This window comes from Streptomyces sp. NPDC056987 (genome assembly GCF_042673865.1).
Lineage (GTDB): Bacteria > Actinomycetota > Actinomycetes > Streptomycetales > Streptomycetaceae > Streptomyces.
Window position 1 is genome coordinate 160,550 of sequence record NZ_JBHURV010000013.1, and the last position, 19,794, is coordinate 180,343.

Below are 19,794 nucleotides of genomic sequence, written 5' to 3' on the forward strand. Positions count from 1 at the left end.
CTTGAATGGAGTTGCAGTGGAATTCGACTTTGGCCTGACTGTGTTGGGCGGCCGTTTCCATATGGATTGGCGGCACGATGGTGCTGACCCAAGTGATCTGGTGATGAGGTGGATCCAACGCGCTGCGGCTGACGGTGACGATGGTGAGGAAGAGCTGAGGCTGCTCCACCGGGACGTACGGTTGTTGCTCGACTCGCCACTCCCTTCCGAACTCATCGAGGCGCTGTGGCGGACGGTGGCCCTGTTCTATCCAGTCGATGCTGCGGCCCTGAGAGGGCGGGCGTGGCTCACCGAGATCGATCGAATGCTGGTGCCCTTCGTACCGACTGTGCCGTCCGGAACGTGCGAGTTCGGAATGTCTGCGGAGCGCGTGCGGGAGCCGGCGGGCACCGACGTCTCTGATGGCGTCATCCGACTGGCTGAAGAGATCGAACCGGTTTACGAGTTCCCGCTGGAGCCGGTGCCGGCCGATCTGGTGCGTGACGCGGTGTCCCGTTGCGCGAGGGAGGCGGGTGGCCCGCTCGCCTATCGATTCCTTCTGCATGCGTATTCCGCATACGGGGCACCCGTCTCGGCTTCAGCTCATACGGAATTCCGGCGAATCGCGGAATTGTGCGGCTATGGAGAATTCATTCTGATGCCGATCGAATACCTTGTGGAAAACCAGTGATCCACAATTTTCTTGTCGCTGACATGTTCCTTCCCTCTTCTCTCGGTGATGTTCTGGCCGAAGTCTTGAGCGTGGACCCGCTTGCGGTGGACACGGCAGATGTGGACGGATGCCTGGAGGGGCGGGACTGGGAGGCGCTTGTGCTGGGTGACTACGCCGTGGTTCAGGGAGACTTGGCTGCACTGCTGGAGATCCAGCTAGCGGAACAGTTCCGTTGGCCTCCTGATACGGCGGAGTTGGCAGGCGTACTCTCGCAGCGACTGAATACGGTTCTCCTGTGGCACGCGGAAGAGGCAATTCCCTCCGCCTACTGGATTGTTACACCCGACGGCGTGGTAACTCGGGCACGGGTTGAACAGTCGGAGGGTCCCGATCTCGATTACACGGTCGCGGTGGTCGAGGAATCTGTGCCTCGGTTTCCGTCGGCTCGGGTTCATTTGCTGCCAGAAATCTTCAGAGAGGAGAGGATCGCCACTCCGGCGACGGATGCATTCGTCGCTGCCGTCGATCCTGAGCGAGTCGCACCGGCGGAGCACCCGGCGAACAGGGCCAGAGAATGGTTGCTCTTGTGGGAGAGGCTCGTCCGCCGGATGGCGGGGGACTGGGCGCCGACGGGGCGCTATCCGCTGGAGTCGTACGTGCAGGACCTGGGGACGCGTGACCACCTCGACGTACGGCTGACGACCGCACCGGCAGAGCTGCGGGAGCCCCTTGCCCGGGCGGTCGAGGAACTCGATGCGGTGTTCCTCGCACATACGGTGGGAGACCGCGGGGAGTTGCTGGGGCGGTCGGCCATGTCGGGTTCGGCAGTCGCTGATGGCGGCTGGTGGTGGCATCGCCGTCCGGTCAGGCTGCCTTGGGTACGACCCGGCGAGACAGGCCGGCCGTGAGCCCGGCGGCCGGCGTGGTCGTCGGGTAGGCAGCCCGTTTTCGGAGATCGCGCTCACCGTGAGGCGGGCGAATGGGGCTCCCCGGGTTCCCTCGGCTCCCCGGGCTCACGGGGATGTGCGGAGCCGACAGGTCCTGCGGGCTCCGTAGGCTCAGCGGGCTCAGCGGGCCCGGTGGGCTCAGTGGGGCCAACAGGGCCAGCGGGGCCAGCAGGGCCAGCCGGGCCGGCAGGGCCAGCGGGGCCAGCAAGGGCAGCCGGGTCAGTGGGCTCCGCGGGTGGCAGGATCTGTTCGGCCCAGATTGTCTTTCCGCGTGACGTGTAGCGGGTGCCCCAGCGTTCGGTGAGCTGGGCCACGAGGAAGAGGCCGCGTCCGCCTTCGTCCCCGGCGGTGGAGCGGCGCAGGTGGGGGCGGTGCTGCTGCCGTCGGAGACTTCGCAGATGAGCGCGCGGTCACGCACCAGGCGCAGGTGGATGGGGGCGACCGCGTGGCGGATGGCGTTGGTGACGAGTTCGCTGACGATGAGTTCCGTCGTGAAGGCGACCTCGTCCATCCCCCAGGAGGAGAGCTTGCTCGTGACGTCGGCGCGGGTATCCGCGACGGCGGCGGGATCGGTGGGTACGTCCCAGGCCACGAAGTGCTCGGCGTCCAGGACGCGGGTGCGGGCGACGAGCAGGGCGACGTCGTCGCTCACATCAGCCGCGTCGGCGGGCAGCAGCGCGTCGAGTACCGCGTCGCACGTCTGCTCCGGGGACCGGTCGGGGTGGGCCAGTGCCTGCCGCAGCCGTTCCAGCCCGGTGCCGATGTCCTGACTGCGGCTCTCGACGAGGCCGTCGGTGTAGAGGACGATCTCGCTGTTCTCGGCGATGTCGATGTCGACGGTCTCGAAGGGGAAGCCGCCCAGGCCGAGCGGCGGTCCGCCCGGCACGTCGGGGAAGGCGACGGTGCCGTCGGGGCGGACGATCGCGGGCCCCGGGTGGCCGGCGCGGGCCAGGGTGCAGCGGCGGGAGACCGGGTCGTAGATCGCGTACAGGCAGGTGGCGCCGATGACCCCCGCCCCGCCGGTCGACGCCGCGCCCCTCTCCCGGCCGCGGTTGCTCTCCTCCTGGTCCAGGCGGGCGACGAGTTCGTCGAGGTGGGTGAGGAGCTCGTCGGGTGCCAGGTCGAGCGCCGAGAAGTTGAAGACGGCGGTGCGCAGGAGGCCCATGGTGGCGGCGGCGTGCAGCCCGTGGCCGACGACATCCCCGACGACGAGGGCGACGCGGGCACCGGACAGGGGGATGACGTCGAACCAGTCGCCCCCCACCCCCGACCGCGCCGGGACGTACCGGTACGCGGCCTCGACCGCGTTCTGCCGGGGCAGGTCCCCCGGGAGCAGGCTGCGCTGCAGGGATACGGCCATGGTGTGCTCCCGGGCGTAGCGCCGGGCGTTGTCGATGCAGACCGCGGCGCGCCCCACCAGTTCCTCGGCGGTCGACACGTCCTCCTCGTCGAAGGTGGGGAGCCGTTCGCCGCGGTAGAAGCTCGTCACGCCCAGGACCGCGCCCCCGGCGCGCAGCGGAACCGTGATCAGCGAGCGCATCCCGTGCGACCGGAGCCACTCGGCGTGCAGGGGGTCCTGGTCCTTCCCCACGAACGCCCCCGCCAGATCCGTTTCGAGCGCCGACCTCCCGCTCGCCAGGCACCGGGCCTGCGGAGAGTACGGGTGGAAGCTGACGAGTTGGCCGGACCGGAAGAAGGCGCGCTGTCCCTGCGCCCCGGCCGCGGCCGCCCGGCGAAGTGTGTCCCTCTCCCGCGCCGGGTCCGCCCCCTGCAGTACGGAGTCGAACAGGTCCACGGTGGCGAAGTCGGCGAACCGCGGAAGGGCGGCCTGAGCGAGTTCTTCGGCCGTCCGGGTCAGGTCGAGCGTCCTGCCGATGCTGACGCTGGCGTCGTAGAGGAGCGTGAGCGTCTCGCGGGCCTCGGTGGCCTGGCCGACCAGGGCCCGCAGTTCGGTGGTGTCCCGGAGCGTGGCGACGCTGCCCAGCGCGCGCCCGTCCGAGCTCGTGGGCTGCTGGTTGACGGCGAGGAAGCGGCCGGCTGCCTGGTGGACCTCGTCGGTGGCGACGCGCCCTTCGGCCAGGAGCCGGGTGAGGGGTTCGTCGAGCCCGAGATCGGTGATGTCGCGCAGGGGCACGTCGGGGGCCAGGCTGAGCAGGCGGCGCGCCTCGTCGTTCACCAGCAGCAGCCGGCCGTCGTCGGCGACGATGAGGACGCCTTCGCGGACGGCGTGCAGAACGGCGTCGTGGTGCTCGTACATCCGGGTGATCTCGGCCGGATCGAGCCCGCGGGTCTGGCGCCGCAGCCGTCTGCTCACCGCGGCCACGCCCACGGTCGCCAGGGCGAGCACCCCCGCGCCGCCGCCGATGAGCGCCGGCAGCTGCCGGTTGACCGTGCCCGAGGTGTCCGCGATCGTCACCCCCGCGTTGACGAGGGCCACCACGGAGCCCTTCTTGTCGAACACGGGGACCACCGCGCGGATCGACGGGGACGACAGCGTGTGAGCCGGGACCCGGTCCGTGAACGCCCGTCCCGCCGTGGCCGGATAGAGCGGGCCCGTGATGCGCTTGCCGATCTCCGCAGGGTTGGGGTGGGTGTAGCGGATTCCCTTCGTGTCCGTCACGACGATGTAGTCGACACCGGTCCGGCGCCGGGTCACCTCGGTGATCGGCTGGAGCGTCGCGCTCGGGTCGGGTGATTCCAGCGCGGCGAGCACTCCGGGCGCGTGCGCGAAGGTCTCGGCGACGGCGAGCGCGCGGACCCGTGCCACGTCCTCGCTGTTGTTGCCCGCCTGCACGACCAGCGCCGACACGGCTCCGGCGCCCAGGAGCAGAACCATCACCACGAGCAGAGCGAACATCTGACCGGCCACCGTGCGTGGGATCATTCGGCGAATGGCCCCGGCTGGGAACATTCGGCGAACGGCCCCGGCCGGGGTCATCGAAGGCCGCCGCCGAAAACATGCTGATTCAGCTGATTCATGCGCTTATTTTGCGCCAGATCGCGCGGACCGGCACTAGGGTCTGTCGTTTGGATCAGGCTGGATCAGGGAGCGCCCGCCGCGGCAGCGGCTGATGTCACTGCGGGCACGCGAGCCCAGCATGATCCAGACGACAGGCCCTGGCATGCCTGCCATGCCGGAGGCCCCGCTCCGCCCCGAGCCGTTCACCCCGCGGACCAGCCCCGCGGCGCTGGAGGATCTCCGCGCGCGGCTGCGCGCCACGCGCTGGCCGGATGCGCCCGAGGATGCCGGGTGGTCGCTCGGGACCGATCCGGCCTACCTCCGCGAGCTCGTCGCGTACTGGGCGGACGAGTTCGACTGGCCGGCGCGGGAGGCGGCGCTCGCCCGGCTGCCGCGGTTCCGCGTCCCGCTCGGCGGGCTCGGGATCCACTTCGTGCACGCCCGGGCCGCCGCGCCGGCCGGGCCCGTACTGCCGTTGGTCCTCAGCCACGGCTGGCCCGACTCGTTCTGGCGCTACTCGAAGGTCGCCGCGATCCCGCCCGCGCAGCACGCCCGCCGGGTCGAAGTGCCCTCCGGTTTCTCGCGCTTCCCCGGTGACCTCGTCCGCCCGCCACGGGCATGGATGGAACGTACGGCGAACACCGTCCGCGTGACCGACCCCGCCCGCGGCGGGCACTTCGCGCCGTTCGAGGAACCCGAGCTCTACGCGGAGGAACTCCGCGCGTTCTTCCGCCCCTACCGCACGGCGGCCGCGGGCTGAGGGGCCCCGCACGGGCACGGGTCACGCACGGGTCACGCACGGTCCCGCACGGCCCCTCATGGGCCCGCGAGTTGGGTCCCAGGGCCCACGACGTAAAGCGGCCATTTCTCTAGTCTCGGGAGTATGCCTCTTCTCTCGCGGAATCGGGCCCGGAGCACCAGAAACCGTCCCGTCTTACGACACCCCATCACCCAGGCACGGTTGTTAGGGCTCAGGAAATCTGCACAGTCCGGGCAGACGGGGCTGGAGTACCTGGGGCTGGTTCTGGTCGTCGTGGCGATCGTCGGGGCCCTGGTGGCCACCGGTATCGGCACCGAGCTGACCCAGAAGATCGCCGCGCAGGTGAGCTGCATCGGTGGCGGCGACTGCGGTGGTTCCGGCGATGACGGCGGCAACGGTGACGACGGGAACATCGAGGCCGATGGTCCGAAGGGCACCGGCGGGCAGGGCGAGCCCGAGCCTTCCCCGACCGAGAAGACCCAGGCGGAGAAGGACTACGACGCCGCCGTCAAGGAGTTGGAGGACGCCGAAGGTGAGTACGAGAAGGAGAAGAAGCGGGCCGTAGAGGCGGCCAAGAAGCTCGGCGCGATCCTCGCGGACGAGCTGGGCATCACGGATGCCGTCAAGTGCTTCACCGAGGGCGATCCCAGTTCCTGCTCAGAAACGGCCATCAATGTGGTGATGGCGCTGCTCGGTTCACTCCCCGCCAAGGTTCTCAAGAAGTACGGCTGGCCCACGGAGTGGAAGAAGGGCAAGAAGGTCGTCGAGAGCATCGTCAAGCACGGCGGGGACGTCGTCGGCGGTGCGAAGGGCATGTGGAAGGCCAAGAAGAAGGCCGACCAGCTCAGAAAGAAGGTCGACGACCTCAAGCAGAAGCTCCCCAAGCGGGAGAAGAAGCCCGAGGACCCCGACGCCGGCGGCAAGCCCAAGGAGCCCGCCTGCCCCGCCAAGCACAGTTTCCTGCCCGGCACCCCGGTCCTGCTCGCGGACGGTACACGTCGCGCCATCGAGGACGTCAGATCCGGCGACCGGGTGCTGGCCACCGATCCGGTACGAGGGCTGACGGCGTCCCGCGCGGTCACGGACACGATCACGACCGAGGACGACAAGGACTTCACCCGGCTCACCGTCCGCCTCGCCGACGGCGCGGGGGTGTCCGGCACCGCGACCCTGACGGCCACGGACACGCACCCGTTCTGGCTGGTCGACAAGAACCGTTGGGCGGACGCCGGTGAGATCGGGGCAGGCGATGAACTGCGCCTTCCTGACGGGGCGACCGTCGCGGTCGCGGACGTCAGCCGTTATGAGCGGCGGCAGCGCACCCACGACCTGACGGTCGAGTCCACCCACACCTATTACGTGGGTGTCGGCAGCCGGAACGTTCTCGTACACAACAATGACTGCGGTCCGAAGAAAAAGCGCACCCAGAAAGAGCTCAAGGCCCTCGCCGAGGACATGGCGGACGATGCCAGGAGCTACCAGGACGAGTACCTCCGGGAGGTGCGCGCCGAGGCCAAGGCCAAGGGCAAGTCACCGGAGGAAATCGAGACGGCGGTCGAGTGGGCCGAGAAGAAGAACACGAGCGCGGTCATCCGCGCACGGTTCCCCGTACCCGGTCAGCCGGGCAAATGGGTCGAGCGGAACGTGGTGGCCCGGAGCGGGCCCGGACTCTCGCCCGCACAGCTCACCCAGGCCAAGAAGCGCGGCGACCTGGCGGTTCGGGTCAACCAGGACGGGGCGACCCACGCGGAGCAGAACGCCCTGCTCCAGATCAACAAGCTGGGCGGTGAACCCATCGCGGGCGGTGCGTCGAGGAACGTGTGCAGGAACACCTGTCCGCCCCTGATCAGAGGTTCGCAGGGTGTTGTCAGCGGCGAGGTGACAGGCAAGGGAGGAAGCAAAGTGCGTACCTTCTGGTGGCCGTAGAGTCGCTGTGTGCGGGGGCGCCGGGCATCCGGCGCCCCGGCGGGAACAGCCGCGTTCCCGGTGAATGCGGCCCGGACACATGGATCCGGCGGATGGATCCGGCGGATGGATCCGGCGGAAGGATCCGGCACGTGGATCCGGCACACGGATCCGGACACAGGTACGTGGCTACGTTGTGGGAGTGAAGCGGTGTGAAGATCCTGGAAAGTGTGCGCGGTATGGCCTTCATGGGGTCTTTCGATCAGGCCAGGGCGTTCGCGGCCGCCTGCGCCGAGCGCACCTGTGGTGTTCTCTTCTGGTCGACTTCGCAGTCGGGCCGTGAGGCGGACCTGGAGGTCTTCCGGCAGGCGCTGGATCTGCTGTGGGGGACGGGACCGGTCGATCCGGCGACGGTGGCGGAGATCCACCGGAAGATGACGGGGTATCCGGAGTTCGGGGAACGCCGTGAGAACACGGAGGTCGTGACCCTTTCCCGGATTGCGGCCAGGTCACTGCTCGCCGGCGTCGCGATGCTCATCGACGAGAGCCCGGAAGGTGTTGTCGAGCCCTCCTCCTTCGCCCAGGAGTTCGCCCTTGCCCTCGGCCGGAGCGGGGACGCGGATCTGCCGGCCGGAGAGGACGAGGCGCAGGACCGGGACGTGGCGACCATCCTCTCCTGGGACGAGGTGTCGCCCGAGCGGCTGCGATCGCTGCGCGCCGCCGCGGCTGAACACGGGCGTTCCTATCTTGCCGCCGCCGTCTCCGCGTACGGCGGCGGGAGCGACAGCGCCGACCCCGTGGAGCTCCGGGTCACGGCGACCCTCGACCGCGGTGATGTCTCCGAGGCGAATGCGAGAGCACGGTTCGGGACGGTGGGGAGGATCGTCTCCGGTGACGAAACGGGGCGCTATGTGCGGGCCGACCTGATGACGGATCTCGACGGGACGTCCGGCGACACGTCCGACGAGACGCCTGAGGAGAGGGGAGAGGCCGGCGGCGGTGTCTCGATCCTCGTCGCGGACGATCCCGGCATGGAGATCAACTGCATCGCCGAGTGGGTGGAGGACTGGGCCGGCGTGGAGGCATCCTTCCGGCGTCAGGGCTGGCGGGTCGAGTGGGACGAGCGTCTTCGCTGAGATGGGATGAGCGACTTCAACGGCAGAAATACCTGTGGATCCACCCCACTCGGCCGCATTCAACGGATCGTATTCAACGGATCGCGTTCAACGGGTTGCGTTCAACGGAGGGAATTGGTGTATCGCATGCGGAGTCGTCCGGTCGGTTCGAGGCGAGGTGCGGCCCTGCTGGCCGCTGTCGTTCTGAGCGCCGTTACGGGGTGCGGTGGCACCTCGTCCGATACGGCGGACAGCGCGGGTGAGCCCAGCGGATCGAAGACGGCTCCCCCCGCTCGGACCAGTGGCGAACCGGCCAAGGAAGCGTCGTCGAGCCCGAGCGGGGAACGGGGTTCCGCCGGGGTGACCGGAAAGACGCTGTCCAAGGGAGAGCTGGAGCGCGCGGTGCTGGCCGAGGGAGACGTGGCCGGCTTCGCCGTCACCCCCATGGCGGGTGCGCCGCCCGCCGGTGAGACAGCGGACCAGGACGAGTGCCGTCCGCTCACCGCGCTCATGAACGGTGCTCCGGAGCCTGTCGCCGACGCCGCCGTCTACCGCCAGATCGTGGGCGGGAAGGACGAGCAGGTGGTCGTCACCGAATTCCTCACCGCCCACAAGGGAGAGTCCGCGGGGCAGGTGCTGTCCCGTCTCGACGCGGCAGTCGTCGCCTGCGCGGACGGTTTCACGGCCGACGGCGGCGAGGACGGCCCGTCGAACTACTCCGGAGTGAAGCGACTGGCCGCTCCGCGGGCCGGGGACCAGGCGCTGGCCTACCAGCTCACCGGGGACTACGAGGGCGAGGACGTACCGCTGGTGTTCCAGGTGGTACGTACGGGAACGACCGTGGCCACCTACTACACCGCGAACCTCGTGAACGCGAAGACCCCCGAGATCCCCGCCGAGATCAGCGCGGCTCAGGCGGCCAAGCTCCGGCCGGGCGGCGCCAGGTAGTTCAGGCAGTCGGGCACAGTTCGGGCAGCCCCGGGCACGGTTCGGGCAGCTCCGGGCACGGGCGTGCCCCTTTGGGTCCGGCTCTGGGCCCACGGGCCCACGACCTGTCCCTGCCCTCCCCCTACGGTGGACCGGTCAGATCCGGCCAATACACAGGGGGCAGCGCGGATGCGTGGGACAGGAGGGCCGCCGTACCGGGGGACCGGTTACGGGTATACGGCGCCGGAGAGCGGTGGGCTGCTCGCGATGGCCGCTGCCTGGGCGGCGGGGTTCGTGGTGCTTGCCGTCACCTCGTACCTCCAAGTCACCTACGTCTACGAAACGCTGGGGTCGACCGAGCGGCTTGAATCGTTCGGCGGCCGGCTGCTGGTGATCCATCTGCCGAACGCCGTCTGCGTGGCGCTCGGCGCCTGGGCCTCCTCGCGCGCGCATCGCGAACCCTTCCGGGACCTGCCCGTACGGCACGCCTTCGCCGTCTTCACGGTCCCCGTCCTCGCGCAGGTCCTCAACATCGCCATCAGGTGGGAGCGGGTCTCCCTCGAAGGCGTGCTGATGTCCTGCGCCGTCGTCGTGGCCGGTGCGGTCACCGGATATGCCGTGGACCGCATACGCGAGGGGGAGCGATGAGCAGGGGACGTACGGGGGGCACCCGGCGCCGGTTCAGATCGGACGGCGGCGCCACCGCCATGGAGTACCTGGGCGCGATCATCGTCGTCGTCGCCCTCGTGCTCGGCGTCAGCGCGGCCGGCATCGGAGGGTCCATCGGCGACCGCATCCGCTGCGCCATCCCCGCCCTCGGCGGAGGCGGTGGCGGTGCCTGTGCCTCCGGCGGCGACGGTACGGACGACAAGCCGCTCGCCGACAAGGACTTCGAGCCCCCGCTCTGCACGATATCCACCATCTCGGACACCGCGGGCGGCAAGGCGAAGCTCGGCTGGTTCGAGTGGGGCCAGGACTACGGCTTCCAGGACAAGACGATGCAGGCCAACTACGACGTGAACGAGGACGGGAAGGTCGACGACAAGGACCAGCTCATCTACACCACGTTCACCGACTCCGCGAGCGCGGGCGTCACCGGGGGCTTCGGCGGCAAGATGGGCAAGCTCGGCACGGGCTCGGTCGACCTCGGCGCCGGGGTGAAGGTCAGCAACGGCGACACCTGGGTCTTCAAGAGCCGCGAGGAGGCCGAGTCCTTCCGCGAGGACCTGGAGAAGCTGAAGATGTACGAGATCCGCCGCACCTCCCCGGGCGGCGCCGAGGCCAGTGTCGGCGACAGCATCCTCTACCTCTTCGGCAAGGGCGCCCTCAAGGACGAGGAGAACATCCGCAACCGCGTCGAGGACAGGCTCAAGGACCGCCACATCAGCCAGGCTTCGATCGGCGTGTACGGCAAGGCGGGCGGCGAGCTGTCGCTCAACGCCGACGCCGAGGGCACCCTCAGCGGCAAGCTGGGCGCCGATGTGAAGATCAGCGGCGACGCCCTCGTCACCAAGGACGACTTCCGCGGCACCAAGTCGTTCACGTACTCCGTGAAGGCGGACGGCACCATCGGCGCGGGCGTGGACGCCGGCGGCGCCAAGAAGGGCAAGCACCTCACCGGCGAGCGCTCGGCCACCGTCACCGTCACCCGGGACCAGAAGACCGGCGAACTGCTCCGCATCGACTTCACCCAGACCACCGAGACCTTCAGCGGTCAGACCGGCGGGGTCGGCGGCGACAACGGCAAGGACGGCAAGGACAAGCGCGGCGGAAAGGGAAAGAACACCGACAACTCGGGCGGCAGTGACATCGGCGTCGTCACCAACACCATCGCCTTCGAGAAGGGCGAGAAGGGCAACGCCGACCGCGCCGTCGGCCAGGCGTGGCTGGACGGCGGCGGCGACAACACCGCGGCCTTCGAATACCTGCTGGACACCAACGCGCCGACCACCCGGCCCGGCGCCGACGACCCCTTCGGACAGCTCCTGTTCGACAAGGGCAAGTCGAGCAGGACATCGTACGATGGCATGTCCGATGCCCAGGAGTACGGATTCGAGCTGAATCTGGGGATCTCGATCGGTGCCTCCATCTCGATGGAGAACAAGTCCGAGACCCTCAAGGACGCCGAATTCCTCGGCGCGCCGAGGGACGGGAAGCGCGATTACGTGCCGTACAGCTACTGCGCCAAGTGACCACCCCCGCCGGTCCGGTACCAGTGAGGAACTCAGGGATGATCTCCACACCGAAGCCCCAGCCCCAGCCCAGGTCGAAGCCGAGAAGCGCGTACGGGGTGCGCGCGGCCGTGGCCGCCGGCCTGGCCGCCGCGCTCCTGACCGCCTGCGGCGCCGGCGGCGAGGACGCGGCGACGACCCCGGAGGGCTGGTCCACCCTGACGACCGACCGGCTCACCGTCGCGCACCCGGGGGAGTTCAAGCAGGTCGCCGCCGCGGACCTGGCGGAGGGGGACGCGGCGGGAGCCGTCCGTACGAAGGGCGGATCCCCGGCGGGCTCGATCTACGTCGAGTTCGACTACGGGCAGGGCATCAACGACGCCGACATGGCCGGCACGGCCGCCGAGGCCCGCGTACAGCTCGGCGCGACCCCCGTCGACACCACGGACGTCGAGGTCGCCGGGCCCGACGGCACGGCCGAGGCGCGCCGCGTCGACTGGACCTCCACCTCGACCGGCGAGGAGGGGCAGCCCCCCAAGGGCACCCCGCTGGCGGGGGTGATGGTGGCGGGCCTGGACGCCAAGGACCGGCCGTACCTCATCACCGTCAACGCCGAGAAGGGGCTGTTGTCCGACAAGGACGTCAAGGACATCATCGCCAGCGTTTCCCTGAAGTAGGGCCGAGGGACGGACGGGAACACGGGGCGGAACGGAATGGATCGGATCGGATCGGAACGGAGTCAGGCGTGGGGATCGAAGCGCTCTTCCTGCTCGTGGGGGTGGCGGCCCTGGTGGTCTCCGTCGTCTTCGCCCGGCGGGTCCTCGTGGTGCTCGCCCTGCTCCGGAACGGACGGCGGGCCGAGGGGCGGTGCGTGGACCGCCGGGTCGTCACCGACTCGGGGCTGGCGAGCGGGTCGTCCAGCTCCCACCCCGAGTTCGTCTTCACGTTCCGCACGGAGGACGGCACCGCCGTCGAGTTCAAGGACCGGCCCGGCATGTTCGGCCACGAGGTGGGGGCACCGGTCCGGGTCAGTTACGACCCGAGGTCCCCGCACAAGCGCGCCACCATCGCCGGCCCCGGCGCCTGGGGCCCGGTCTACGTCCCCGCGCTGATCTGCCTGGGCACGGCCCTCTTCGCCCTGGTCCCGCTGCTGGCGGTGGCGGCGAAGGAAGGGCTGCTGTAGGCGCCCGGCCGCCCGGCCGGCCGGCCGACTGACTGACGCGGGCGGGCCGCCGGTGTCATCCGAGCCGCCGGTGTCACCCGGGCTGTACGTCCATGCTCACCCGGGTGCCCGGCCGCAGCCCCCACCGTTCCATCGCCCCCGCCTCCGCCTCCAGTACGTGGCGGGCCCGCAGCCGCGGCAGATGGAGCCGGCCCGGCTTCATGGTGTGGACCTGGACCACCTTCAACGACCGGTCCAGATAGGCGACATCGATCGTGAACCCCATCTTGAAGGTGTGCACGCTGTTGCACGGCGTGATCAGCAGCGCCCCGTCGATCCCGGTCCGGCCGAGCAGCCCGCGCCGCCGGGTCCCGTACGAGGCGGCGATCTCCAACTCCACCTCCACCGGGGCGTCCTGCCCCGCGACCGTCAGCCGTCCCCTGCCGTTTCGCCATGTCCCCATGGCCGTAGACCGTAGCGCCCCGTCGCGGCGGTGGCCGCTCCCGAGCGCGGATCTGGGTCCCGGGGTGCGGGAAGTGGGCCCCTGGACCCATGACCGGGCCCGGCGCCGGGCCTAGGCTCGGTGAGGTGTACGCCACGCTGATCGTCCTCGCCGCGCTCTGGGGCGCCGCCACCGGAGTGCTGCTGCCGCGCCCGGCGTACCGGCTCTCCGTCGAGCCGGAGGACGCGTGGCGCGACCGCTGCCCCGCCGGCCACCCGATCACCGGCCCGGCCCGCGGCTGGCTCGGCACGGCGAGGTGCCCGGAGTGTGCGACAGGTGGCCCGGGGGATACGGGCGCCACGGGTGTGGGGGCCGGGGCCGACAGCAGCACCGCCGCCGGTGACTCCGGAGCCGTCTCCATCCCGGAAGCGCCCGGAGCACCCGAGGGCCCTGGCGCCGCCGACGGCCCCGGCGCCGCCTCCGCCCGCACCACCCCCGTGTCCGAACACTCGGATCACTCCGACCACTCCGGCGCGCCCGACGCGTCCCTCGTGCGGTACGTGCCCTCCCGCCTCGTCCCCGTCCTCGGCGCCCTCGGCTGTGCCGCGCTCGCCGCCGCCACCGGGCCCCGTCCCGAGCTGGCCGTCTGGCTGCTGCTCGCGCCCTTCGCCCTGCTCCTCGCTCTCGTCGACCGCAACGTCCACCGCCTCCCGGACCAGCTCACCCTGCCTCTGGCCCTCGCCGCCGCCGTGCTCCTCGGCCTGGCCGCCCTGGTCCCCGGCGGCCCCGGGGCCGGGGACGGTGCGGACGGCAGCCGCTCCTGGACGACGGCGCTGCTCGGCGGGGTGGTCCTCGGCGCCTGCTACTTCGTCCTGTTCCTGATCAACCCGAACGGCATGGGCTTCGGCGACGTCAAGCTCGCCCTCTCCCTCGGCGTCGTCCTCGGTTGGTACGGCTGGCCGGTGCTCGGCGTCGGCGCCTTCGCCGGGTTCCTGCTGGGGGCGCTGTACGGGGTCGGGCTGATGGTGCTGCGCCGGGCGGGGCGCAAGTCCGTCATCCCGTTCGGCCCGTTCATGATCGCCGGCGCGCTGCTCGGCCTCCTGCTCGGGGCCCTCTCGGCCGCCTGAGCCGGACCCGGACCGGACCCGGACCGGACCCGGGCCGGGACCGCGCGAAATGCGTTCGCGCCGGCGCTCCCGGCCCTGCCACGATCGCGCCCATGCCCACCTTCGAAGAGCTGATCGCCGAAGCGGCCGCCGTCTCCGTGGACGGCTGGGACTTCTCCTGGCTCGACGGCCGCGCCACCGAGGAACGCCCGCCCTGGGCGTACGCCCGCTCCATGGCCGCCCGGATGGCCGACGCCCGTGCGGCACTCGACATCCAGACCGGCGGGGGCGAGGTCCTCGCCTCCGTACCGGAACTGCCACCGCTCACCGTCGCCACCGAGTCCTGGCCGCCGAACCTCGCCCGGGCCGCGGCGCTGCTGCGGCCCCGCGGGGTCGGCGTCGTGGCGGATCCGGACGAGCCCCCGCTGCCGTTCGCGGACGGTGTCTTCGACCTGGTCGTCAGCCGCCACCCCGTCCGGGTGTGGTGGGACGAGATCGCGCGGGTGCTGCGGCCCGGCGGCCGGTACTTCTCGCAGGAGGTCGGACCGGCCAGTGTCTTCGAGCTGGTGGAGTACTTCCTCGGGCCGCAGCCGCCCGAGGCGCGCTCCGCGCGTGACCCCGGCCGGGCCGTGGCAGCCGCGGAGGCGGCCGGTCTGGACGTCGTGGACCTGCGGACGGCGTCGCTGCACACCGAGTTCCACGACATCGGCGCCGTCGTCTACTTCCTGCGCAAGGTCGTCTGGATGGTGCCCGGCTTCACCGTCGAGGCGTACCGCGGCCGGCTGGCGGAACTGCACCGCCGGATCGAGGGCGAGGGGCCCTTCGTGGCGACGACGACCCGCTTCCTGATCGAGGCCGTCCGTCGTTAGGGAACAGCGTCGGGGAACAGGCCGGGCACAAGCACGGCACCGGCAGGGCGCTCGGCTCGGGCAGGGCGCTCGGATCGGGCAGGCGCTTCGAGCAGGCTCCGGGCCCTCGGCGTCAAGGTGAAGCCTCCGGGATCGCTCCTGAGGGGGACGACACGCCATGGCGACTACTCGCCATTTTGGCCATCCGTCGCCGGAAAAGCCTGGTGGCGGGCGCCGCACGCCGTAGCCCGCCGCTTTCGGAGCGTCATCTTGCTGCACGAGGGGGCGCACGATCCCTCACGAAGGGTTATGGTGGAAACCCCCCCTCGGGCCGGTCCGTATCCCCCCCCCACGGACCGGCCCGTTTTCTGTCCCGGTCCGGGTGGCGCGCCGCGACGGGGGCGGCCACCCGGCCCCGTCCCCGACCCGCGCCGGGCTCCCGGTCCGGCCCCGCGGAGGTCCGGTCCCGGCGGCGCCCCGTGGAGTCCTGGTCCAGGCCAATCCCGGCCCAGGTCCAGGCCAGGTCCAGTCCAGGTCCAGGCCAGGCTCCGATCCCGTCCCGGCTCCCGCCGCGTCCCGAGGCTGTTCGCGTCCCGGCCCGGAGTGCCCCCGCTCCGTGCCGCTCCGACCCGCCCCGTCCGCGCCGCTCCCGTACGGGCCTCTCCGTCCGCCCCCGTCCCGTCGGCCGGCCCGCCCGCCCCGGGGCGTGGGCCGCGCGCGAGCCGGGCGCTCACAGCGCGTCAGCCCCGGGCGTCACGGAGTGTCAGCTCACCGGCTCAGCTCCGGCCGGCCCAGATGTTCGTGCCCGCCGTGTCCACCGCGAAGCCGTCGATCTCCGTCAGCTCCTCCGCGGACAGCTTCGGCGCCGACAGCGCCGCGACGTTCTCCTCCAGCTGCCGGACGCCGGACGCGCCGATCAGCGCCGAGGTCATCCGCGGGTCACGCAGCACCCACGTCAGCGCGAGCTGCGCCAGCGACTGGTCCCGGCGCCGCGCGATCTCGTCCAGCCCGCGCAGCCGCCGCACCACGTCGTCCGAGAGCAGCCCGGGGTCGAGGGACTTGCCCTGGCTGGCCCGGGACCCCTCCGGAATGCCCTTCAGGTACTTCCCGGTCAGCAGCCCCTGGGCGAGCGGCGCGAACGAGATGCACCCCATCCCCGCCGTCTCCAGCGTGTCCAGCAGCCCGTCGTCCTCCGTCCAGCGGTTGATCATCGAGTACGAGGGCTGGTGGATGAGGGCGGGCACCCCCATCTCCCTGAGCAGCGCCGCCGCCCGGGCCGTCTGCTCCGAGGTGTACGACGAGACCCCCACGTACAGCGCCTTCCCCTGCTGTACGGCGGAGGCCAGCGCCCCCATCGTCTCCTCCAGGGGAGTGTTCGCGTCGAAGCGGTGGGAGTAGAAGATGTCGACGTGGTCCAGGCCCATCCGCCGCAGGGAGGCGTCCAGCGACGACAGCAGATACTTACGGGAACCCCATTCGCCGTAGGGCCCGGGATGCATCAGATATCCGGCCTTGGTCGAAATGATGAGTTCATCCCGGTAGGCCGAGAAATCCTGCGCGAAGATCTTGCCGAAATTCAGCTCGGCGGATCCCGGCGGCGGTCCGTAGTTGTTCGCCAGGTCGAAGTGCGTGACACCGAGATCGAAGGCGCGGCGCAGGATCGCGCGCTGCGAATCGAGCCTCCGGTCGTCGCCGAAGTTGTGCCAGAGACCGAGTGAGATCGCGGGCAGTTTCAGGCCACTGCGCCCGCTGCGGCGGTACTCCATGGCGTCGTACCGGCCGTCGGCCGCGAGATAAGAGGGAGAATTGGTCATGCTTCCCTCCTTATCACGGACTTGTGACAGACCGGGTTGGGTGACCGCACGGGGTCCGCAGTAATGTGACGGCTTCGGGGTCCCCGGGCCGGCCCCAGGATCCCGCCAGCGGACGCGCCGGTCCCCACGGAATCGAGAGGGTGGACTCAGTGAACGTGCGCGACCTGGTGTATCGGCTCTATGCACGCCGGGTGGAAGGCCGCCTCGACCACGACCAGGTGCCGAAGCACATCGGCGTCATCCTGGACGGCAACCGCCGCTGGGCGAAGGCCGCGGGCGGCACGGCCGAACAGGGCCACGAGGCCGGTGCCAGCAAGATCCAGGAACTGCTCGGCTGGTGCTCCGAGACCAAGGTCGAGGTCGTCACCCTGTGGATGCTCTCCACGGACAACCTGGACCGTCCCCAGGAACAGTTGGCCCCGCTCGTCGCCATCATCGAGAACGCGGTCCGTGACCTGGCGGCCGACGGCCGCTGGCGGGTGCACCACGTCGGCACGCTCGACCTGCTGCCCGCCCACACGCAGACCGTGCTCAAGGAGGCCGAACAGGCCACCGTCGGCAACCAGGGAATACTCGTCAACGTCGCCGTGGGCTACGGCGGCCGGCAGGAGATCGCCGACGCGGTCAGCTCCCTCCTGATGGACCACGCGAGCAAGGGCACCACCTTCGAGGAGCTCGCCGAGATCGTCGACGTCGACCTGATCTCGTCCCACCTCTACACGCGCGGCCAGCCCGATCCCGACCTGGTCATCCGTACCAGCGGCGAACAGCGCCTCTCCGGCTTCATGCTCTGGCAGAGCGCCCATTCGGAGTACTACTTCTGTGAAGTCTTCTGGCCGGCGTTCCGCAAGGTCGACTTCCTCCGCGCCCTGCGCGACTACGCCGCGCGCCACCGGCGCTACGGCACCTGAGCCCCCTTCCCTTCCTCCTTCTCCCCCTCCCCTTCCTTCTCCCGGCTTCCGCGTCTCCGGCCGCACGGGGTAGGTCCCACAAGGCCCCGCACGGCTTCCGGCGTGGCTCACGCCCACGTCCGGCCCGGTCACGGCACCCGTTTCGGCCAGGTGCCGCCGCCGTCCCGGCGCGCCCCGCCCGGCCCCCGGCCGCGGCTCCGCCGGCCGTCGGTCCAGGGCGCTTCACCCACGGTTCACCCACCGTCCGCCGTATGCCGTGGCATGGCGGCGCGTGTTCGAGGGAATACCTCCTCCAGGTCGATGTCCGAAAAGACAGGTCCGTGGACATCGCATCTCAGCGGACGGCATGGGGCCGTCCGCCCGGGAGGCCCTTTGCACCAGGACGACCGTGCGCCTCGTCGTACGGGCGACATGGAGGGCCGGAGCTCGGCCCGCGCATGGGGCCCGAGCCCGGCCCACCCGCCCGCGACGCCGTCGCAACCCCGACCTCATCCGAGGGGGTACGTCCTTCCGTGGTGACCAGCACAAAGCGCCGCATGCCCGACAGGCGCACCTACGTTCTCGACACCAGCGTCCTGCTGGCCGATCCGAATGCCATGTCCCGCTTCGAGGAGCACGAGGTAGTGCTCCCCATCGTGGTGATCACGGAGTTGGAGGCCAAGAGGCACCATCCGGAACTCGGGTACTTCGCCCGGCAGGCGCTGCGCCTGCTGGACGACTTCCGCATCCGTTTCGGCCGTCTCGACGCCCCGATCCCGCTGGGCGATCTGGGCGGCACGCTGCGCGTCGAGCTCAACCACTCAGATCCCGGCATCCTGCCCGCCGGCTTCCGACTGGGGGACAACGACTCACGGATCCTCGCGGTCGCGCGCAACCTCCAGGCCGAGGGGTACGACGTCACGGTCGTCTCCAAGGACCTGCCGCTGCGCATCAAGGCGTCGTCGGTCGGTCTCCTCGCCGAGGAGTACCGCGCCGAACTCGCCATCACCGACGCCTCCGGCTGGACGGGGATGAGCGAAGTGACGCTCGCCGCCGACCAGGTGGACCTCCTCTTCAGCGAGGAGACCCTCTATGTGCCCGAGGTGGGCGACCTGCCGGTGCACACCGGACTGGTGCTCCAGTCCGAGCGCGGCAAGGCGCTCGGCCGGGTCACCTCCGACGGCAACGTCAGGCTCGTACGGGGCGATCGTGAGGCCTTCGGGCTGCACGGCCGCAGCGCCGAGCAGCGCATCGCCCTCGACCTCCTCCTCGACCCGGAGGTCGGGATCGTCTCGATGGGCGGCCGGGCGGGCACCGGCAAGTCGGCGCTGGCCCTCTGCGCCGGCCTGGAGGCGGTCCTGGAGCGCAGGCAGCACCAGAAGGTGATGGTCTTCCGGCCGCTGTACGCGGTCGGCGGCCAGGAGCTGGGCTATCTGCCCGGCTCGGAGGCCGAGAAGATGAGCCCCTGGGCGCAGGCGGTCTTCGACACCCTCTCGGCCGTCGCCGGCCGGGACGTGATCGAGGAGGTGCTGGGACGCGGCATGCTGGAGGTGCTGCCGCTCACGCACATCCGCGGCCGGTCCCTGCACGACGCGTTCGTCATCGTCGACGAGGCCCAGTCCCTGGAACGGAATGTCCTGCTGACCGTTCTGTCCCGGATCGGGGCCAATTCCCGCGTGGTGCTCACGCATGACGTCGCGCAGCGCGACAACTTGCGGGTGGGGCGGTACGACGGAATTGTCGCCGTTGTCGAGAAACTCAAGGGGCATCCGCTCTTCGCGCATGTCACCCTCACCCGCTCCGAGCGTTCGCAGATCGCCGCGCTCGTGACCGAAATGCTGGAGGACGGCCAGATCTGACCTCGTATCACCGCACTTGGCGCCGCCCGGCGAAGCCGAAAGAGCTTAGCCGGGCGGCGTTGTGCCGCGCCCCTATTTCCCTGAAACTCCTGGGACGAACGTGGTGTGAGCTTTCCCACCCGACGGGGAATTGCCTCCCGGTGCCGCCTTCCGGCAGAGTCTTGCTTCCGTCAGGCCCCGCATGCGGCACACGCGCACCAACAGGGTGCGGTTCCATACAACTCCAAAGCTGCCGCC

16 protein-coding genes and 1 pseudogene are annotated in these 19,794 nt (G+C 70.5%); 14 read left to right on the forward strand and 3 right to left on the reverse strand.

Going from position 1 to position 19,794, the window contains the following annotated elements; all coding sequences use genetic code 11:
• Window positions 1–16 precede the first annotated feature (16 nt).
• Window positions 17–670, forward strand: coding sequence for a hypothetical protein (locus tag ACFTZC_RS17790; protein WP_382890622.1), 654 nt, complete (start codon window positions 17–19; stop codon window positions 668–670).
• Window positions 667–1,560, forward strand: a complete 894-nt coding sequence (locus ACFTZC_RS17795; RefSeq protein WP_382890624.1) for a hypothetical protein — start codon at window positions 667–669, stop codon at window positions 1,558–1,560. The genes ACFTZC_RS17790 and ACFTZC_RS17795 overlap by 4 nt, the downstream gene beginning before the upstream one ends.
• A 275-nt stretch (window positions 1,561–1,835) precedes the next feature.
• On the opposite strand, the pseudogene ACFTZC_RS17800 reads toward ACFTZC_RS17795, so the two are convergent.
• Window positions 1,836–4,510, reverse strand: a pseudogene (locus tag ACFTZC_RS17800) (SpoIIE family protein phosphatase); the annotation flags it as partial.
• Window positions 4,511–4,730: 220 nt separating this feature from the next.
• Here ACFTZC_RS17800 and ACFTZC_RS17805 point away from each other — a divergent pair.
• The 8 genes from ACFTZC_RS17805 to ACFTZC_RS17840 all read left to right on the forward strand — a co-directional run bounded on the left by ACFTZC_RS17805 (window position 4,731) and on the right by ACFTZC_RS17840 (window position 12,619).
• On the forward strand, window positions 4,731–5,318 hold the full coding sequence (locus ACFTZC_RS17805; protein ID WP_382890708.1) for an epoxide hydrolase N-terminal domain-containing protein: 588 nt from the start codon (window positions 4,731–4,733) through the stop codon (window positions 5,316–5,318).
• Window positions 5,319–5,591: 273 nt separating this feature from the next.
• A complete protein-coding gene (locus ACFTZC_RS17810; protein WP_382890626.1) occupies window positions 5,592–7,244 on the forward strand; it encodes a polymorphic toxin-type HINT domain-containing protein in 1,653 nt (550 codons plus the stop codon).
• Between the two features lie 227 nt (window positions 7,245–7,471).
• A complete protein-coding gene (locus ACFTZC_RS17815; RefSeq protein ID WP_382890628.1) occupies window positions 7,472–8,359 on the forward strand; it encodes a hypothetical protein in 888 nt (295 codons plus the stop codon).
• Between the two features lie 339 nt (window positions 8,360–8,698).
• Window positions 8,699–9,286 (forward strand): hypothetical protein, encoded by a 588-nt coding sequence (locus ACFTZC_RS17820; protein WP_382890630.1) that lies wholly within the window; start codon window positions 8,699–8,701, stop codon window positions 9,284–9,286.
• A gap of 168 nt (window positions 9,287–9,454) precedes the next feature.
• A complete protein-coding gene (locus ACFTZC_RS17825) occupies window positions 9,455–9,913 on the forward strand; it encodes a hypothetical protein (RefSeq protein ID WP_382890632.1) in 459 nt (152 codons plus the stop codon).
• Window positions 9,910–11,457 (forward strand): hypothetical protein, encoded by a 1,548-nt coding sequence (locus ACFTZC_RS17830; protein ID WP_382890634.1) that lies wholly within the window; start codon window positions 9,910–9,912, stop codon window positions 11,455–11,457. Before ACFTZC_RS17825 ends, ACFTZC_RS17830 begins: the two co-directional genes overlap by 4 nt.
• A 38-nt stretch (window positions 11,458–11,495) precedes the next feature.
• Window positions 11,496–12,113 carry a hypothetical protein gene (locus tag ACFTZC_RS17835; protein WP_382890636.1) on the forward strand — a complete coding sequence of 206 codons (618 nt, stop codon included), beginning with the start codon at window positions 11,496–11,498 and terminating at the stop codon, window positions 12,111–12,113.
• Between the two features lie 68 nt (window positions 12,114–12,181).
• Window positions 12,182–12,619 (forward strand): DUF3592 domain-containing protein, encoded by a 438-nt coding sequence (locus ACFTZC_RS17840; protein ID WP_382890638.1) that lies wholly within the window; start codon window positions 12,182–12,184, stop codon window positions 12,617–12,619.
• Between the two features lie 73 nt (window positions 12,620–12,692).
• Here the strand turns inward: ACFTZC_RS17840 and ACFTZC_RS17845 are convergent, their stop codons facing one another.
• Entirely contained in the window at window positions 12,693–13,061 is a 369-nt protein-coding gene (locus tag ACFTZC_RS17845) for a DUF192 domain-containing protein (protein ID WP_382890640.1), read from the reverse strand.
• Between the two features lie 125 nt (window positions 13,062–13,186).
• Here ACFTZC_RS17845 and ACFTZC_RS17850 point away from each other — a divergent pair, with 125 nt between their 5' ends.
• Together ACFTZC_RS17850 and ACFTZC_RS17855 are read left to right on the forward strand one after the other, a co-directional pair.
• Window positions 13,187–14,167, forward strand: coding sequence for a prepilin peptidase (locus ACFTZC_RS17850; RefSeq protein ID WP_382890642.1), 981 nt, complete (start codon window positions 13,187–13,189; stop codon window positions 14,165–14,167).
• Between the two features lie 92 nt (window positions 14,168–14,259).
• Window positions 14,260–15,015 (forward strand): class I SAM-dependent methyltransferase, encoded by a 756-nt coding sequence (locus tag ACFTZC_RS17855; RefSeq protein ID WP_382890644.1) that lies wholly within the window; start codon window positions 14,260–14,262, stop codon window positions 15,013–15,015.
• 755 nt (window positions 15,016–15,770) lie between these two features.
• Here the strand turns inward: ACFTZC_RS17855 and mgrA are convergent.
• A complete protein-coding gene (mgrA, locus tag ACFTZC_RS17860; protein ID WP_382890646.1) occupies window positions 15,771–16,808 on the reverse strand; it encodes an L-glyceraldehyde 3-phosphate reductase in 1,038 nt (345 codons plus the stop codon).
• Between the two features lie 149 nt (window positions 16,809–16,957).
• Between mgrA and ACFTZC_RS17865 the strand changes: the two genes are divergently transcribed.
• A complete protein-coding gene (locus ACFTZC_RS17865) occupies window positions 16,958–17,719 on the forward strand; it encodes an isoprenyl transferase (RefSeq protein WP_382890710.1) in 762 nt (253 codons plus the stop codon).
• Window positions 17,720–18,231: 512 nt separating this feature from the next.
• Window positions 18,232–19,557: a PhoH family protein gene (locus ACFTZC_RS17870; protein WP_382890648.1), complete on the forward strand. Its 1,326-nt coding sequence runs from the start codon at window positions 18,232–18,234 to the stop codon at window positions 19,555–19,557.
• The last annotated feature ends 237 nt before the right edge of the window (window positions 19,558–19,794 follow it).

Bases quoted from the DNA above. Each gene is read 5' to 3' on its own strand.
- ACFTZC_RS17805 (WP_382890708.1), top strand. From the start codon at position 4,731: ATGCCGGAGGCCCCGCTCCGCCCCGAGCCGTTCACCCCGCGGACCAGC.
- ACFTZC_RS17815 (WP_382890628.1), top strand. From the start codon at position 7,472: ATGGGGTCTTTCGATCAGGCCAGGGCGTTCGCGGCCGCCTGCGCCGAG.
- ACFTZC_RS17825 (WP_382890632.1), top strand. From the start codon at position 9,455: ATGCGTGGGACAGGAGGGCCGCCGTACCGGGGGACCGGTTACGGGTAT.
- ACFTZC_RS17830 (WP_382890634.1), top strand. From the start codon at position 9,910: ATGAGCAGGGGACGTACGGGGGGCACCCGGCGCCGGTTCAGATCGGAC.
- ACFTZC_RS17835 (WP_382890636.1), top strand. From the start codon at position 11,496: ATGATCTCCACACCGAAGCCCCAGCCCCAGCCCAGGTCGAAGCCGAGA.
- ACFTZC_RS17845 (WP_382890640.1), bottom strand. From the start codon at position 13,061: ATGGGGACATGGCGAAACGGCAGGGGACGGCTGACGGTCGCGGGGCAG.
- ACFTZC_RS17855 (WP_382890644.1), top strand. From the start codon at position 14,260: ATGCCCACCTTCGAAGAGCTGATCGCCGAAGCGGCCGCCGTCTCCGTG.
- mgrA (WP_382890646.1), bottom strand. From the start codon at position 16,808: ATGACCAATTCTCCCTCTTATCTCGCGGCCGACGGCCGGTACGACGCC.